General features: G+C 63.9%; 15 protein-coding genes. 5 read left to right on the forward strand and 10 right to left on the reverse strand.

Annotated features, from left to right (window positions below):
- Positions 1-181 precede the first annotated feature (181 nt).
- From IGX34_RS02820 to IGX34_RS02855, 8 genes are all read right to left on the reverse strand, one after another.
- On the reverse strand, positions 182-1594 hold the full coding sequence (locus IGX34_RS02820) for a sensor histidine kinase (protein WP_225737150.1): 1413 nt from the start codon (positions 1592-1594) through the stop codon (positions 182-184).
- Positions 1587-2261: a response regulator transcription factor gene (locus IGX34_RS02825; protein ID WP_192554136.1), complete on the reverse strand. Its 675-nt coding sequence runs from the start codon at positions 2259-2261 to the stop codon at positions 1587-1589. Before IGX34_RS02825 ends, IGX34_RS02820 begins: the two co-directional genes overlap by 8 nt.
- A 112-nt stretch (positions 2262-2373) precedes the next feature.
- Positions 2374-3231 carry an RNA polymerase sigma factor RpoH gene (gene rpoH, locus IGX34_RS02830; protein ID WP_192554137.1) on the reverse strand — a complete coding sequence of 286 codons (858 nt, stop codon included), beginning with the start codon at positions 3229-3231 and terminating at the stop codon, positions 2374-2376.
- A 402-nt stretch (positions 3232-3633) separates the two neighbouring features.
- On the reverse strand, positions 3634-4362 hold the full coding sequence (gene ung, locus IGX34_RS02835) for a uracil-DNA glycosylase (protein ID WP_192554138.1): 729 nt from the start codon (positions 4360-4362) through the stop codon (positions 3634-3636).
- Entirely contained in the window at positions 4359-5204 is an 846-nt protein-coding gene (locus tag IGX34_RS02840; RefSeq protein WP_192554139.1) for a response regulator, read from the reverse strand. Before IGX34_RS02840 ends, ung begins: the two co-directional genes overlap by 4 nt.
- A gap of 129 nt (positions 5205-5333) precedes the next feature.
- The gene (ftsX, locus tag IGX34_RS02845; protein WP_425598771.1) at positions 5334-6299 is read right to left on the reverse strand and encodes a permease-like cell division protein FtsX; all 966 of its coding nucleotides are present in this window, start codon (positions 6297-6299) and stop codon (positions 5334-5336) included.
- A 2-nt stretch (positions 6300-6301) separates the two neighbouring features.
- A complete protein-coding gene (gene ftsE, locus IGX34_RS02850; RefSeq protein ID WP_192554141.1) occupies positions 6302-6979 on the reverse strand; it encodes a cell division ATP-binding protein FtsE in 678 nt (225 codons plus the stop codon).
- Positions 6980-7093: 114 nt separating this feature from the next.
- Positions 7094-8788 carry a DEAD/DEAH box helicase gene (locus IGX34_RS02855; protein WP_192554142.1) on the reverse strand — a complete coding sequence of 565 codons (1695 nt, stop codon included), beginning with the start codon at positions 8786-8788 and terminating at the stop codon, positions 7094-7096.
- Positions 8789-9144: 356 nt separating this feature from the next.
- Between IGX34_RS02855 and trxA the strand changes: the two genes are divergently transcribed.
- The 3 genes from trxA (at position 9145) to IGX34_RS02870 (ending at position 12700) form a co-directional block, all read left to right on the forward strand.
- Positions 9145-9471: a thioredoxin TrxA gene (trxA, locus tag IGX34_RS02860; protein WP_192554143.1), complete on the forward strand. Its 327-nt coding sequence runs from the start codon at positions 9145-9147 to the stop codon at positions 9469-9471.
- A 153-nt stretch (positions 9472-9624) separates the two neighbouring features.
- Positions 9625-11385, forward strand: a complete 1761-nt coding sequence (gene rho, locus IGX34_RS02865) for a transcription termination factor Rho (RefSeq protein WP_192554144.1) — start codon at positions 9625-9627, stop codon at positions 11383-11385.
- Between the two features lie 268 nt (positions 11386-11653).
- Complete coding sequence (locus tag IGX34_RS02870; RefSeq protein ID WP_192554145.1) at positions 11654-12700, forward strand: hypothetical protein; 1047 nt, start codon at positions 11654-11656, stop codon at positions 12698-12700.
- 52 nt (positions 12701-12752) lie between these two features.
- Here IGX34_RS02870 and IGX34_RS02875 read toward each other — a convergent pair whose 3' ends face one another.
- The gene (locus IGX34_RS02875; protein WP_225737153.1) at positions 12753-13688 is read right to left on the reverse strand and encodes a sugar kinase; all 936 of its coding nucleotides are present in this window, start codon (positions 13686-13688) and stop codon (positions 12753-12755) included.
- A gap of 13 nt (positions 13689-13701) precedes the next feature.
- On the reverse strand, positions 13702-14979 hold the full coding sequence (locus IGX34_RS02880) for an amino acid deaminase (protein ID WP_192554146.1): 1278 nt from the start codon (positions 14977-14979) through the stop codon (positions 13702-13704).
- Between the two features lie 136 nt (positions 14980-15115).
- On the opposite strand from IGX34_RS02880, the gene IGX34_RS02885 reads away from it, so the two are divergent.
- Together IGX34_RS02885 and IGX34_RS02890 are read left to right on the forward strand one after the other, a co-directional pair.
- Complete coding sequence (locus IGX34_RS02885; RefSeq protein WP_192554147.1) at positions 15116-15985, forward strand: MurR/RpiR family transcriptional regulator; 870 nt, start codon at positions 15116-15118, stop codon at positions 15983-15985.
- Positions 15986-16014: 29 nt separating this feature from the next.
- Positions 16015-17493, forward strand: a complete 1479-nt coding sequence (locus IGX34_RS02890) for an N-acyl-D-amino-acid deacylase family protein (RefSeq protein WP_192554148.1) — start codon at positions 16015-16017, stop codon at positions 17491-17493.
- Positions 17494-17501 lie beyond the last annotated feature (8 nt).

The following is a 17501-nucleotide window of genomic DNA, read 5'->3' on the forward strand; positions in this document are numbered from 1 at the left end:
CGGGCCGGCTGGATGCCTTTCGTGGGCATGAAGATTATTTAATAAAGCCCGGTCCTGATGCGCTTGGTTCAGCCGCACCTTCGCCCGTCGTCCCAGCGAAAGCTGGGACTCAGTGACTTCGCGCCGCAAAGGCGCCGGATCCAGCGTTTGCCGGGAAGGCAAGCGCAAGCCGATCGGACAGCTACGCCAATGCCGGCGAGTCCTGCGCTCGCAAGGCGCATTCCATCACCATCCGGGCACCGGCCCCATCCCCCTCGATGCGCAGCTCGAAATCATGCAGCTTGGCGATGGCCGCCACGATGCTCAGGCCCAGGCCATGGCCGGAAGCATCGCGGCTGCCGTCGCCCCGGTAGAACCGCTGCCATACCGCATGGCGCTGTTCCTCAGGGATGCCAGGTCCATTGTCGGCCACCTCGATGTGCGCCGTGCCGGGCCCGCTCTGCTGCACCGACAGAGCGACGCGCCCACCGGCCGGCGTGAACTTGATGGCGTTGCCGACCAGGTTGCCCAGCGCCTCGAACAGCAGATCCGGATCGGCCTGCACGATCAACCCCGCTTCGGCCTGCAGCTCGAACTGCAGCTGCTGATCTTCGGCCAGCGGTGCATACAGCTCGTGCACGCGCTCCAGGGTCTGGCCCAGATCCACATCGACAAAGCCTTCGCGCCGGCGGCGATCCTCCAGCTCGGAGATGCGCAGCAAGGCGCGGAAGCGGGCCAGTACTTCGTCCACGTCGGCGGCGCAGCGCTCGATCATCGCCGTATGCGGATCTTCCTCGCTCAACTCCTGCTGCACGCGATACAGCTGCGAGCGCAGGCGCGTCAGCGGCGTGCGCAGGTCGTGTGCAATGTTGTCGCACACACCTTTCACCTCGCCCATCAGGCGTTCGATCTGGTCGAGCATGCCGTTGACGATCGCCGCCAGCCGGTCCAGCTCATCGCCGCGATGGCTTACCGGCAGGCGCTGGCGCAGATCGCCGCGCATGATCGGCTGGGTGGCGGATTCGATCTGCCGGATGCGCCGGCGCGGCCCCCGGTTGAGGATCAGGCCACCGATAAGCCCTGGCACCAGGGTGAAGGACACACCCCACCACACAGCATGCGAAATGATATTGCCCACTCGCGCGGCAATCCGGGTGGTATGTGCCAGCACCAGGATCTGGCCGTTCGGCAAATGCGCGGCGATCACCGATAGCCTGGGCGTAGGTGGCGCCAAGGGACCTGCAATCACCTGCTCGGTGGGCAGGCGGACCGAGTCCGAATCGATCTTCAATCCGGCGGGAAATTGCAGCACATCGCCGTATTGCCAATGTTGCTTCGCATCGAACAAGCCCCAGGCGTTGTAGTTGGTGCGCTCGAGAATCACGTAGTCGTTCAGCGCCACCAGCAGATGTTCCTGGTTGAGGCTGCGCAGATAGGCGACTTGCTGCTTGAGCTGCATGTCGGTGCGCGTTTCCAGGTAATGCAGGGTTTCCCAATAAATGAAACCCAGCAGCACCATGCCCCAGATCACAAAGAACACGCCGTAGGCCAGCAGCAGGCGCGACGTGGTGGCACGCCAGTGGATCGACAGGTTTCGTGCGGTTGCGTTAGCCAAGGCGATACCCCGAACCGCGCATGGTGCGGATCAGCGAGGCCTCGCCTTCGTTGTCCACCTTGCGCCGCAGACGTGCGATATGCACGTCGATCAAATTCGTGCCGGGATCGAAACGCAGTCCCCACACGCTTTCGAAGATCATCGCGCGCGTCAGCACCTGGCCCGGATAACGCATCAGGAATTCCAGCAGCCGGTATTCGGTGGGCAGCAAGGTGAGCTCGCGGCTGCCGCGGCGCGCGGTGCGGCTGATCATGTCCAGCTCCAGGTCGGCCACGCGCAGCTTGGTCTGTGCCGGCTGCTCCTGCCGTTGCCGGCGCAGCAGCACTTCGATGCGCGCGGCCATTTCGTCCGGCGCGAACGGCTTGGTGAGGTAATCGTCGCCGCCCGCGCGCAGGCCGCGCACGCGCTCATCCACATCGCCCAGCGCGCTGATCATCAACACCGGCGTGGCGATGCCGCGTTCGCGCAGCTGCGTCACCAGGGTGAGGCCGTCCATGCCGGGCAGCATCAGGTCCAGGGTGATCGCGTCGAAATGCGGTTCCAGCGCACGCTGGAAGCCCTGGGCGCCATCGTGCACGCGCTCGGTGGTAATGCCATGCGCGGCCAGCTCCAGCGTGATTTCCCGCGCGGTGATTTCGTCGTCTTCGATGACCAGGATGTGGGGCATTGAGGCTGCAGGCGATGCCGTCGATGGCGGTAAGGGTAGGCCATGCCTGCACCCACAACAAAACGGCCTCCACCAGGGAGGCCGTTTTAACTTGCGGATAGGCGCTGCCGGATCAGGCTGCGAACAGGCCGCGCATCTTCTTCATCGCATTGGCTTCCACCTGGCGGATGCGCTCGGCGGAGACACCGTACTCATTAGCCAGATCCTGCAGCGTGGCCTTTTCTTCATTGAGCCAGCGGCGCTGGATGATGTCGCGCGAACGCTGGTCCAGCTTGCGCAGTGCGTTCGACAGGGTTTCCAGCTGGTTGTCGGTCTGGTCGGCGTCGGACACGTTGTCGTACGGATCGGCGCCTTCGTCGACCAGGAACGCTTCCGGTGCCGGCTTGGCGTCGTCCTCGGCGTCCGCCGGGGCTTCAAAACCAATGTCGCGGCCGGACAGGCGCGATTCCATCTCGCGCACGGTGGCTTCCGGTACGCCCAGGTCCTTGGCGACCACGCGCACTTCCTCGGCATTCATCCAGCCCAGGCGCTTCTTGCTCTTGCGCAGGTTGAAGAACAGCTTGCGCTGCGCCTTGGTGGTGGCCACCTTCACGATGCGCCAGTTGCGCAGGATGAATTCGTGCATTTCGGCACGGATCCAGTGCACGGCGAAACTGACCAGGCGCACGCCCTGGTCGGGGTCGAAACGCTTGACCGCCTTCATCAGGCCGATATTGCCTTCCTGAATGAGATCGGACAGCTGCAGGCCGTAGCCGCTATAGCCACGGGCCACATGAACAACGAAACGCAGGTGGGACATCACCAGCTTGCGGGCCGAGGCCAAGTCCTCTTCCGCCTGGTAGTGGCGGGACAGGTCCTGCTCTTCTTCCTGGGTCAGCACCGGAATCCGGTGAACGGCCGCAATATAGGCATCCAGACTGCCAACAACACTAGGAACCGGCAGATTGGCCGTCGCCAAGGCTTGGGACATGTTGGAACCTCCTGAAAGTGGGGTCAGCTTAGCACTCGGGTACTTTGAGTGCTAACGGCGACGGGAGTTCCGGCGCCATTTATGTACCGAATAGTACACGAATGGGTCGGCCTTGTCCATTCCCATGGTTGCCCCGGGAAGGGGTTTCAAGCGTGACTTTTGGATTGGACGGCGGCTGGGGGATCGACTGTGCGGGGTGGCGCCTTATGGCACCGTGTAACAACAGTAAAATCGTCGGCCGATTACCCGCTGGATGAACCGCACGGATGAGCTACGACTTGATGGTCTTCGACGTTGCCGGCGCCCCTCGTGACCCCGCCCAGTTCCTGGGCTGGTATCGCGGCCAGACCAACTGGAACCTCGCAGAACTGCGCTGCACCGCCGACACGACGACGGCCCGGCTCAGCCAATGGTTCGCCCAGATGACCCGCCGAGTTCGGCGCGCGGCGGCAGCGACCAGTCGATCGGCGCCTTGCCGTGCTGCTCCAGATACTTATTGGCCGCCGAAAAATGGCCGCAGCCGATAAAGCCGCGATGTGCAGACAGCGGCGAGGGATGCACCGATTTCAACACCGCGTGGCGGCGTGTATCGATCAGCTGGCCTTTGCGCTGCGCATATGAACCCCACAGCATGAACACGATGCCTTCGCGCTCGCGGTTGAGCGCATCGATCGCGGCATCGGTAAAGCCTTCCCAGCCTTTGCCCTGGTGCGAGGCAGCCAGGCCGCGCTCGACGGTGAGCACCGCGTTGAGCAACAGCACGCCACGATCCGCCCACGGCGTAAGACAGCCATGGCCCGGCGGGGCGAACCCCAGGTCGCGCTCGATTTCCTTGAAGATGTTGACCAGCGACGGCGGCGCCGGCACGCCCGGCCGCACCGAAAAACACAGCCCATGCGCCTGGTTGGGACCGTGATACGGATCCTGGCCCAGGATCACCACGCGCACCGATTCGAACGGCGTATGCGCGAAGGCATTGAAGATTTCCGGACCGGGCGGATAGATCACCTTGCCGCTGCGCTTCTCCGTGCGCAGGAAATCCGCGAGCGCGCGCATCTCCGGACGCTGCAGGTAATCGCCGATGCGTTCTTTCCAGGAGGGTTCGAGCTTGACGCGTTCTTCTTCGGTCATTGGCCTGTTTCTTCTCGCGCACGCAGGTGCTGCGCCACACGCAATTGAAACAGAAGCTTGGTGACCAGCAAACGTTCTTCGACCGGTTTTTCCACCAGGTCATTGGCGCCGGCGCGGATCAGCGCAGCCTGGTTGTCGGGGTTTTCGTCGCCGGTCATCACCAGCACCGGCAGCCGGCCCTTGCCGTAGCCGAAGTCGTTGCGGATGAACTTGAGCAGGTCGCCACCGGTGAGCTCGCCCTTCAGGCTGACGTCGGTAAGCACCACGTCGGCGCCCACGCCGCCTTGCGCACGCTCGGTTTCCAGCAGGGCCAAGGCATCTTCCACGCTCACCACGTGGCGCACGGTCAGGCCGATTTTCTCCAGCATGCGGCGGGTGGCGAGCGCCACCACGCGGCTGTCTTCCACATACAGCACCACGCCTTCGACCGCACTTTCCGGCCGCACATAGCCGCGGATGAATTCGGCCAGCGCCTGGAAGCCCAGCGACTTATCGAAATAGTCCGTCACGTGTTCGCCCAGCGCGCGGCGATGCAGACGGTCGTCCACGTCGCCGGACACCACCACGATCGGCACGTAGACCTGCGGCGAGGCCTCGCGCACGTAGCGCGCCAGTTCCAGCCCGTCCATGTCGGGCAGGCGCAAGGCCACGGTGATGAAGTCGAACACGCCTTCGCCGAGCAACTGGTGCGCTTCGGCGCCGCTGCCGCAGCCGACGACCTCAGCCTGCGGCAATTCGGTTTTCAGTACGCGCGTAATCAGCTGGCGGACGACCTTGGAGCCGTCCACTACCAGCACTCGCGGTGCAGCGCTGAGGTCGCGGCTGCTGATACTTGCAGTCATAAATCCCCATCAACCCGTAAGCTTCCGTGCTTATGCGTCGGCAGACGCCCCCTGCGCCTGTATGGCCGGTCAATGATGCCCTAGACCAGGCCAAAGCGCTGCGAACGATTTCACCACCCGCCGCTCCGCTCAGGCCGCCCGGCGCAATTGCCAGGCGCTGACCAGGCGCGCGCCGAGCCAACCGAGCAGGGCCGCCGCCACCGGCACCGCCAGCAGGAGCCACGGCGGCAGGCCGCCCACGTGCAGCTTGCCTTCGTAGACCTGACTGAGGCGGCCCACCGGTTCGGCCAGCGCAAATTCGATCGCCAGCGCCAGTCCCACCGCCAGCACGCCGCTGAACAGGCCGTACCAGATGCCGGCATAAAGATAAGGACGGCGCACGAAGGCGCGGCTGGCGCCGATCAGCTTCAGCACGCCGATTTCCTCGGCACGGCTGGTGATATCCACGCGCACCGTGTTGCCCACCACCAGCAGCACGGCCAGCGCGAACAGCGCGGCCAGAATCAGCACGGCGCGGTTGCCCACCTCCAGCAGTGCATCCAGGCGCTGACGCCAGGTGCCACTGTCCTGCACCAGGTCCACGCCCTGCATGCCGCGCAGATCCTCGACCAGATGGCTGGCCGCGTCGGCGCCGATGCCGTCCTGCGGCTGCACCTGCAAGACATAGGGCAGCGGATTGTCGTCCAGGGCGTGCAGCGAATCGGAGAAGCCCTGCATCTTGCTCAGCTCGTCCATGCCCTGCTGCGGCGTCTTCACCGTGACGTTGGCCACCCCGTCGTGCTGCTGCACCTGCTTGGCCAGCAATTGCGCATTGCTGACCACCTGGTCGGGCTTGAGGAATACGTTGATCACCTGGTTGCGGCCCAGCGCATCGCCCAGCGACTGCACATTGGACAGCAGCAGGTAGAAGGCCAGCGGCAGCGCCAGGGCCAGACCCATCACCGCCACCGTCAGCAGGGTGCCGACCGGCTTGGTGGCCAGCCGGCGCAGGCTCGCCCCGGCGCTCCAGCCGTGATGTTCGCGCCAGCTCGCCAGCGGACGGCGATGGCTGCGCTCGCTGCGGGCGGGCGCCTGCACATGGATATCGTTCGGCACGCTCACAGCACCTCCTCCGCCGCCACATCCGCTACCAGGCGGCCGTGATCGAGCACCACCACGCGCTTGCGCATGCGCTTGATCAGCGGCAGATCGTGGCTGGCGATCAGCACCGTGGTGCCCACCTGCTGGAACTCGGCGAACAGGCCCATGATTTCCACCGCCAGCTGCGGATCGAGGTTGCCGGTAGGTTCGTCGGCGATCAGCACGCTCGGCTTGGCGACGATGGCGCGGGCAATACCCACGCGCTGCTGCTCGCCGGTGGAAAGCGAGGCGGGCAGCTGGCGCTCATAATCGAGCAGGCCAACCTTCTCCAATGCGGCACGGACGCGCCGGCCGCGTTCCAACGGCGCGATGCCGCCGATCACCAGCGGCAGTTCCACATTGGCGAACACGGTGCGGTCCATCAGCAGGCGGTGGTCCTGGAACACCATGCCCAGGCTGCGGCGCAACTTGGGAATGCCGCCCTGCCCGATCTTGGCCAGACTTTGCCCATCCAGATAGACCTGCCCGTGCGAAGGACGCTCGATCAGCGCCAGCAGCTTGAGCAAGGTGCTCTTGCCGGCGCCGGAATGGCCGGTGACGAAGGCCATTTCGCCCGTGGCGACTTCGAATGTGAGCTGCGAGAGGGCTTCATGCCCACCTTCATAGCGCTTGCTGACTTGGTCGAAGCGGATCACCGCGTTCCCACCCTTTAACCCTGCATGTCAATGGCGGCAAGGATAAGGGAAGCGTTGTGAGCTGTCGTCATGCGCCGGCGTGCGGGACGACGCGTGTCGTCCCGCCGTACAGCATCAGTGGCTCTTGAACAGGTTGACCAGGCGGCGGAAGAAACCCTGCTTCTTCGGCGTGGGCAGTTCGCCGGACGGCGATTGCGCCACCACCTGGCGCGAGGGGCGACTGCCGCTGCTGCTGGCGCCGACGGCGTTGCCAACCTGGCCGGCTGCCGCCTCGGCACCTGCGGCGCCATTGCGGCGGCGACCGCGACCGCCACGACGACGGCGGCGCTTGCCCTCGCCGGCCAGTGCATCGGCGGCCTGCTCGGCAGGCGCTGCCGCGGGCACGCTTTCCGCCACCACGGCATCGGCCGGCTGTTCGGTGCGCGGCTTGCGCGGACGATCTTCCCGGCGACGCTCCGACGATCCCGAACGCTCGCCGCTGCGGCCGCCACGACCACTGCTCGAGCCACGCTCACCGCTGCGACGCGAGCCGCCCGGACCTGGTTTCTGTTCGCGCGAAACCACCTTGTCGCCGAACGCCGCACTGTCGGCCGCCGCTTCGGCGGCGAACTGCGCATCGATCTGCTTGGGCTCGGGCATCACCAGCAATTCCGGCGCGACCGCCGCGGTGGGAATCTTCTGCCCGATGTATTCCTCGATATCCGGCAGCGACATCGCATACAGGTCGCAGGCGAAGCTGATCGCATCGCCTTCGGCGCCCAGGCGCGCGGTACGGCCGATGCGGTGCACGTAGTCTTCGGCATCCTGCGGCAGGTCGTAATTGAATACGTGGCTGACGGCTGGAATATGCAGGCCGCGCGCGGCTACGTCGGTGCATACGAGGATGTCGAGCTGACCATCCTGAAAGCGCTGCAGCAGCTTCTGGCGCTTGAGCTGCGGCACGTCGCCGGACAGCGCGCCCACGCGATAGCCCTGGCGCTTGACGCGGTCGGTAATCCGTTCGGCCGCGGCCTTGGTGTTGACGAAAATGATGCTGCGCTCGGCCTTGGTCTGGTCCAGCAGGTTGAGCAGCAGCGGCATCTTTTCTTCCTTGGCGGGGAAGTAGACCAGCTGGCGCACGCGGTCGGCGGTGACGTTGTCGGTCTCCACCACCAGTTTCTCGGCGTTGTGCATGTGCTCGTAGGCCAGCTCCAGCACGCGGTGCGAAAGCGTGGCCGAGAACAGCAGCACCTGGCGCTGCTCGCGCGCCGGCAGGCGCCGGAAAATGAAGCGCACATCCTTGATGAAGCCGAGATCGAACATGCGGTCGGCCTCGTCGATCACCATCACTTCGACGCCGTTGAAGCCGAACACGTTCTGCTTGTAGTAGTCGAGCAGGCGGCCGGGCGTGGCGATGATGATGTCGCAGCCGTCCTTCAGGAGCTGGCGCTGCTTGTCGTAGTCGACACCGCCGTAGATCAGCGCGGTGCGCAGGCCGGTATAGCGGCCGATGTTCTTGGCGTCCTTTTCGATCTGGATGGCCAGCTCGCGGGTCGGCGCGATCACCAGGGCGCGCGGATCGGAATCCTTGCGCTCGGCCACCGCCGGCTGAGTCAGCAGGCGGTTCATCATCGCGACCAGGAAGGCGCAGGTCTTGCCGGTGCCGGTCTGGGCCTGGCCGGCCACGTCGCGGCCGGTAAGGGCCATCGGCAGGGTCAGCGCCTGGATCGGCGTGCAGCGGGCGAAGCCGGCCTCGTCCAGGCCTTGCTGCAGCAGCGGATGCAAGTCGAATTGGGTGAAAAAGGTTTCGGTAAGTACGGTTTGGGACATGAAAGGGGAGTCTGGTGCGGGCAGGCGCTGGGCGCCCGGCCCGGTCCCGCAGTCAGTTCGGCAACCTTGGGACAGGTGGATGGATGCGGCACGCTGCACACAGCGGCGCGAAAAGGCGGCACGCCCTGCCGGCATAGGCCAAACCGCTAAATAGCGGCCTCGCCTATGCCAGCCGGACCCGTCGCATAGCCCTTGAATCGCTTGAATCGCGTCCCGACTTAGGCTGGAATGGAACCCTGCCGCAACGGCACCGCTTCCATTCCCGGATCGACCCGCGCCTCATGGGCATTCCAATAGTGTAGCCGATGATCGGCGCGCGATCGTAAACCCCCACCGCCTTACCCTTGGAGACCACGGTGAGCGAACTTATCAGTCATGTGAGCGACGACGCCTTCGACCAGGAAGTGCTGAAGTCGGAAACCCCGGTCCTGCTGGACTTCTGGGCCGAATGGTGCGGCCCCTGCAGGGCCATCGCCCCCACCCTGGAAGATCTGGCCAAGCAGTACGAAGGCAAGCTGCGCGTGGTCAAACTGAATATCGACCACAACCAGAAGACCCCCCGCGACTACGGCGTGCGCGGCATCCCGACCCTGATGGTGTTCAAGAACGGCAAGGTCGAAGCCACCCAGATCGGCGCGGTCAGCAAGGGCCAGCTGGTGCAGATGATCGACAAGGCGATCTGAATCGCCGATAGGTTTGTCTCGCTGCGCATGCCCTTTACGACGCTGCGCAGCGAGTGCTAGATTCGTTCAGTCGGGGCAGTCCTGCCCCCTCGCGCGCTCCGCGCAACGCTCGTCCTCCCTCCTGTCATCAACGGCGCCCCGTGAGGTTTGCCCGTGTCCGATATCGAAAGCAAAGATCCTTCCGACGCTATCCGCGCCGATTCCAAATCCGTAAGCGATACCCCTCCGCGCACCCGTGCGCCGCGACGTTCGGCCGCTGCCGCGGCCAGCGGCGAAGCTCCGGCACCCGCCGTCGAGCGTCCCGCGCCGCCCGCGGAAACGCGCGCCGAATCGCCGGCCCCGGCACCCTCCCCGGCGCAGGAACAACTGCGCTATGGCAATGGCCAGGCCAGCGAGGGCCAGGAAGCGCCCCGCGAAAACGGCCAGGGCGGCCAGCAGAACAACAACGGTGGCCAGAACCCATATCAGGGTCAGGGCAACGACCGCCGCAACGACCGCAATGACCGCAACCGTCGTCGCCGCCACGAGCGCGGCCAGCGCCCGCAAGGCCAGGGCCAGGGCAACGGTGGTGGTGGCGGTGGCGGCCAGCCGCGCAATCCGCACGGTCTGCCGGTAGACGACGATAACGCGGATATCGGCAGCAACGACCGCGTGATCAATCTCACCGAGCTCAAACGCAAGAACCCGGTGCAATTGCTGGAATTCGCCGAGTCGCTCGGCATCCAGGAAGGCGTCGCCCGTCAGCGCCGCCAGGATGTGATCTTCAACATCCTCAAGGCACATGCCCGCTCCGGCGGCGGCATCTGGGCCGAAGGCGTGCTGGAAATCCTGCAGGACGGCTTCGGCTTCCTGCGCTCGGCCGATGAGTCCTACCTGGCCGGCCCCGACGACATCTACGTCTCGCCCAGCCAGATCCGCCGCTTCAACCTGCGCACCGGCGACTACATCACCGGACGCGTACGCCACCCGAAGGAAGGCGAGCGCTACTTCGCGCTGCTCAAGGTGGACGACATCAACGGCGATCCGCCGGAAGCATCGAAGAACAAGATGCTGTTCGAGAACCTCACGCCGTTGTTCCCGCGCAAAGCGTTCCGTCTGGAGCGCGGCAACGGTTCGACCGAGGACATCACCGGACGCATCCTGGACCTGGTCGCCCCGGTCGGCCGCGGCCAGCGCGGCCTGATCGTGTCGCAGCCGAAGTCCGGTAAGACGATGATGTTGCAGAACGTGGCGCAGGCGATCCAGTACAACCATCCTGACGTCCATCTGATCATGCTGCTGATCGACGAGCGCCCGGAAGAAGTGACGGAAATCGCTCGCACCGTGCGTGCGGAAGTGATCAGCTCCACCTTCGACGAACCGGCCGTGCGCCACGTGCAGGTCGCCGAAATGGTGATCGAACGCGCCAAGCGTCTGGTCGAGCACAAGAAGGACGTGGTGATCCTGCTCGACTCCATCACCCGCCTGGCCCGCGCCTACAACACCGTGGTACCGAGCTCCGGCAAGGTGCTTACCGGCGGCGTGGACGCCAATGCGCTGCAGCGTCCGAAGCGCTTCTTCGGCGCCGCGCGCAACGTGGAAGAAGGCGGCTCGCTCACCATCATCGCCACCGCGCTGACCGACACCGGCAGCAAGATGGACGAGGTGATCTACGAGGAATTCAAGGGCACCGGCAATATGGAAGTGCACCTGTCCCGGCGCATTTCCGAAAAGCGTGTGTATCCGGCCATCGACATCAACCGCTCCGGCACACGCCGCGAAGACCTGCTGATCGATCCGGACCTGCTCGCCAAGATCTGGATTCTGCGCAAGCTGCTGCATCCGATGGATGAACTAGCGGCGATGGAATTCATGCTCGACAAGATGAAGAACACCAAGTCCAACGACGAGTTCTTCAATTCGATGAAGCGCTGATCCACGCTACGCTGCAACGCAAGTAAAAATCGCCCGGCTATGCCGGGCGATTTTTTTTGGGCCCGCAAAACCATCAGACAGACATCCGGACTCGCGCCGAAAAGTCAGCACATCTGTCGTTGCAAAAGCGCGCCTCATCTTGAGCGCCACCGAACCACACACCCTCATCGCTAGGATGATGACGAATATGCGTTAGCCGCCGAGGAATCCATGAAGGGACCGAGGTGCTGGACGCCTACAAAAACTGGCGGATCTTACTCATTCCGTCATGTTTCCAGCGCGGTGTATCAAATCTTCTCGTCCCCTGAGAAGCGCACCGATCATGCTGCAAACAAAGCCGTTAAGCCTTGTACGACCTCTGCTTCTTGTTCTCTTGCTTGCGTTCTCGTCTGTAAGTTTTTCGGAAGACCGGATCCTTCCGGAAGCCAATTACACCGGCACACTCATCACATCCAATCCCAACACCATCCGCGAGGGCTCGCTGGTTCTCACCCCGTACGTGATCTACCTGCATGCCAACGATCGCTACGACCCTCATGGACGACGCGAGAAGCTTCCGCATAGCTATTCGCAATGGCAAACCTTGTTGCCCATTGCCTACGGCATTACTCCACGCCTGACGGGCAAGCTGACCCTGGGCGGCAACCGCACATCCGAAAAAGGCGATCACACACGAGGGCTGCAGGCCACCGATGTCGCCCTGCGATTGCAATACCAGCTACTGGCTCCAAACAGAGATGGAAGCAGGCCTTCCGTATCGGTTTTCATTTCACAGAACCTGCTGACCGGCAGCTACGACTCGCTGCGCGATCATCCGCTGGACGGCATGGGCAGCGGCGCCAAGCGCACCAATCTGTCGCTGCTCAGCCAGAAAGTGTTCTGGCTGGCCAATGGCCGGCCGTTGCGCCTGCGCGGGCAGTTGTCCTGGAGTCCCAAGCCGCCCAGCATTCGCCTGCAAGACGTAAGCGTATACAGCACGCCACACGGCTTTCGCGGCATCTACTATCCCGGCTCCCAACTCAATCTCAGCATAGGATCCGAATACAGCATGGATGCGCACTGGGTGCCGGCCATAGACATAGTCGCCAGCCGCCAGGGGCGAGCTTCCCTGAGCGGCACCATCCAACAGGAAGATGGCAGCCTCTCTCCCATGCAGCGCACGGATAACTACAGTGCCATCTACAGCATCGTGCCGGCCATCGAATACAACTTCAACGGCCAATACGGACTGATCGCGGGAGTGCAATTCAGTCTGGGCGGCCACAACACACGCGCGCCGATCACTCCGCGGATCGCTTTCAACGCGGTGTTTTAAGCCCTTGGATGCAGTGCGCCGGCGCTCGACGCCGGCGCATGCTTACGCCTTTTCATGCCGTACTGGCGTACTCACTCAGAGCACCGTACACCGCCTCGGCGCGAGGAATGGACGCAACCGCGCCGTATCCGGTAGTCGACAGCGCCGCAGCAACATTCGCATACCGAGCCGCCGCCACAGCATCGTCGCCCGCCACCACACGAGCAACGAAGGCACCGCCAAAACAGTCTCCCGCACCGGTGGCATCGATCGCCGCCACCGCGTGCGGAGGCACCAGGGTGCGCTGGGCAGGCGTGGCGACATAGCAGCCGCGCGCGCCCATCTTCAGCGCAATCAACTTGACGCCCCAGCCCAGCAACGTATCGACGATGGCATCGCGCTCATCACAATCCAGCAGGACGGTGATGTCATCCCAGCTCGGCAGACACAGATCGCATCCATGCAGCGCTTCACGAGTGATCGCGCGAGCGCGCGACAACGGCCACAATCGCAGGCGCAGGTTGGTGTCGAACGACACCATCACGCCCGCCGCGCGTGCCTCCGCCATTGCCGCCAGACTCGCATCGCAAGCGCTTTGACTGATCGCCAGGCTGACACCCGACAAATGCAGGACGCGCGCGGCAGCAATCGCTTGCGACGGCAGCTGCGCGACCTGATAGCGACTCGCTGCAGAGCCGGCCCGCAAGTAGTCGAAATGATGTCCGGACGCATCGTGCGAGACAAAATACACGCCGGTAGGCGCCTGCTGATCGGTGCGCACATGGGCGTGATCGACACCCTCCGCCTGCCATAGATCACGCAGACCTTTACCGAAGCGATCATCGCCCACTGCACTGATATAGCCAGTGCTGGCACCTTGCCGTGCTGCGGCCACGCAGAAGTTGGACGTATCGCCGCCATAGCCCAGGCGCCAGTCGGCACTGTCCGGGCGCGTTTGATTGAATTCGGCAAGCGGCTCGCCGAAGGCCAGAATCTCTACCACGCTCATGGCTTTTTCCGTATCAGAAATAGGTCTGCACGACATCGACGATGTTGTAAGCGTCATCGATCACGCAAATCTGCCGCCATTTATCGAACGTCAGGCAGGGATGGGAAATATCGAAGGCGATCATGTCGCCCACGCGGAGATCATCGCCGGGGGTGATTTTCAGGTAGGCGTGCTGATCCATCATGCCGGTTACTTCCCAGTGCGCCGACACGGGAGAAGGCTTGCAGCGCCCCGGACGAAAGTGCAGAGCCGGCAGCGGCAGGCCCGCGTCGAAAGCCACGTCGCGCTTGCCCAGCGCAACGATGGCGCATGCCGGCTCCGGCACCGATTGCACATAAGCCCACACCTGCAGGGCCGGCAGCAGGCTGGTGCGCATCTTGTGCGCAAGCGGATTGCGTACCTGGATCTGCGCCTGCGCGGCGCGATAGACACCTACATCATGGGTCAGATAGCAGCCCGGTCGCAGCACGACATCGAGCGGCGCGCCGATATCGGCGCGGGAAAATTCCTCGGCCACCACGTCATACCAGGCCGATCCCGCGCCACTGAGTACGGCCGGCGAACGCTGGAGACGACCGGTATTCGCCAGCCCCTGCAGGGTCTTGACGGCGCGCAGCAAAAACGCGCGAATGAGGCCCTCATCGCTCAATACACCTTCATAGACCTCCAGCCCCGCCAGCTTCACCACTCCATGACTCTGCGCCAGCGCATCGAGCACAGCCTGCAATTGCGCGTCGTCCCGCACGCCAGTGCGGCCGCCACTCACGCCCAGTTCGATCAATACCTGGATGGTCTGGCCTGTCTCGCCAAAGAAGGACGCCAATTGCTGCACCTGATCGACGGCGTCCACCAGGCAGAAAAATTCGAACGAAGGATCGACCAGCAGCTCGGCCACCATGGCCATATTGCGTCGGCCCACCAGCTGGTTGGCCATCAATATGCGGCGCACGCCATGTGCATGCGCGACTCGCACCTGATGCGCCGTGGCCAGCGTCATGCCCCACGCTCCCGCCTCCAATTGTCGGGCAAACAGACGCGGCGCCATGGTGGTTTTGCCGTGCGGCGCCAGCTTGGCGCCGTATTCGGTGGCAAAGCGCTGCATCCACGCCAGGTTATGTTCCAGCCGCGACTGCGATAGCACGGCTGCGGGCAGATTCAGATCCTCCCGCAGGAGGTTCCACCCGCGCGCGGCAATGACTTCCGGCGCACACGCTGCATCCAGGGCGCCAATACCTTTGTCAAGCGGATTCACGGTAAGCGCCACATCACTTTGGTACTTTTTATCAAACATGGGTCCGTCCTCAGAATAGCGATATATAGCCGGCAAATTTGAATATATTTGATCATGCACTGATCGTAAAACTATGTTAGCGTTCCATACATGTTACAAACAAACATACAAGATTAGACGGCCGGACGACACCCGCATGCGCGACTCCATGGACATCGTGACTCGTATCGCGCAAGTCGCCGCGGCGCTACGTCCCGCCGAGCGGAAGGTGGCGCAGACCATTCTTGGCGACATCGCCGGCGCCGCGGAAATGAGTATTCGCGCCCTGGCCGAGCGCGCCGAGGTGAGCGAGGCCAGCGTCACCCGCTTCGCCAGGGCCACCGGCTGCCGCGATGTGCGCGAACTCAAGCGCAGACTGGTGCAGGCATCGACCGTAGGACGGCGCTTTCTGGATAGCGAGCAAGCGCATCCACCCACCAGCGCCGAAAGCATCCTCGCCGATATCGACGCTGTACTAGAGACCAATCGCGCACTGGTACAGCCCGACGTTTTCCGGGCCGCAGCACACAGCCTGGTGGCGGCGCGCATGATCATCGTACTCGGCACCGGCGGCGGCTCCACCGTGATGGCGGATGAAATGCGCTATCGACTGGCGCGGCTGGGATGTCCGGTAGCAAGCTATCAGGATGCGCTGTTTCAGCGCATGGTCGCAGCCACCCTGTCGGCACGCGACGTGATGATCGTACTTTCCGTCAGCGGCCATGTGCCCGAAATCATCGATAGCGTGAGCATCGCGCGTGAATATGGCGCACACGTCATCGCCATTACTGCCGTCGGTTCGCCGCTGGCAGGCCTGGCCAATGTATTGCTGCCCGTGCAGGCGATGGAGACGGATTTCATCTTCAAGCCGTCCTCCTCGCGCTACGCCTTGATGATGATGATCGACCTGCTTTCTACCGAGGTTGCCGTACTGCAGGCCGATCGCAGCCAGGAGCTGCTCCGCCGCGCCAAATACGTGCTCGATGCTCATCGCGGCGGCGGCAATCGCCAGCCGCTGGGCGATTAATTTCTTACAAGTACAGGCAAGGGATCGCCATGCAGCAATTTGCCACCGTCATTCGCCGCGCACGCATCATCGATGGAAGCGGCCAAGAAACGAGCAGCGCTCTGTTCGATGTAGCCCTCGACGAAGGCCGCATCGCCGCCATTCAACCGACCGGCGAGAGCAGCTGGCAGGGCGATGCGGAAATCGATGGTGCCGGCCACGTGCTCACCCCCGGCTTCATCGATGTGCACACGCACGATGACCTGCATGTAATCCGTTCGCCGGAAATGCTGCCCAAGCTGTCGCAAGGGGTGACTACGGTGATCGTGGGAAACTGTGGCATCAGCGCATCGCCGGTCACACTGTGCGGCGAGCCGCCCGATCCGATGACCCTGCTCGGGCCGGCCGATGCCTTTGCCTATCCCACCTTCGGCGTTTACGTAGAGGCCATCCATCGCGCGCAGCCTGCGGTGAACGTGGCGGCCCTGGTAGGCCATACGGCGTTGCGTCAGAACCATATGGATCGGCTTGATCGCCCCGCCACAGCAGGGGAAATCGAGGCCATGCGCACCCAGCTATGCGAAGCACTGGAGCACGGCGCACTCGGCCTTTCGACCGGACTGGCCTACGCCAATGCCTTTGCAGCCACCACCGAGGAAGTGATGGCCCTGGCCGAACCGCTGGCCAGCGCGGGCGCACTCTATGCCACGCATTTGCGCACCGAGTTCGAAGGCATCCTCGAAGCCATGGGCGAGGCCGGCCGGATCAGCCGGCACGCACGCGTACCGCTGGTGATTTCACACTTGAAATGCGCCGGCGCCGCCAACTGGGGACGCGCCGGCGAAGTGCTGCATGCCATCGAATCAGCGCAAAGCCATCAAACCATCGGCTGCGATGCGTATCCATATATCGCCAGCTCGTCCACGCTCGATCTCAAGCAGGTGACCGACGAGTTCGACATCGACATTACCGCTTCATCGCCGCACCCGGAGACGGCCGGCCATACGCTCAAGCAGATTGCCGATCGCTGGGGCCTGGGTCTGCTGGAAACCGCGCGACGCCTGCAGCCGGCCAACGCCGTCTACCACAACATGTCCGACGACGATGTGTCGCGCATTCTGTCCCACCCGGCCACCACCATCGGCTCGGATGGCCTGCCCCACGATCCGCATCCTCATCCGCGGCTATGGGGCGCCTTTCCGCGCGTGCTGGGTCATTACAGCCGGGAACGCGGCCTGTTCAGCCTGGCCACGGCCATTCGCAAGATGACCGGGCAGTCAGCCGAACGCTTCGGCCTGGCCGAGCGCGGCTTCGTGCGCAAAAACTATTGGGCAGACCTGGTGCTGTTCGACCCTGACACCGTGCGCGATACCGCCACCTTTGCCCAGCCGCAGCAGCAGGCCGCCGGCATTGCGGCCGTATGGGTGAATGGCGTGCTGTCGTATCACCGGGGCTGCGCGCAACCCCACCGCGCCGGTCGCTACCTGCCCCGCCGCGGTCCGGCGCAGCACGGCCAGCCTGCCGCCTGACCCTTCCC

The sequence above is a fragment of the Dyella acidiphila genome (assembly GCF_014863405.1).
GTDB classification, from domain to species: Bacteria; Pseudomonadota; Gammaproteobacteria; order Xanthomonadales; family Rhodanobacteraceae; genus Dyella_B; species Dyella_B acidiphila.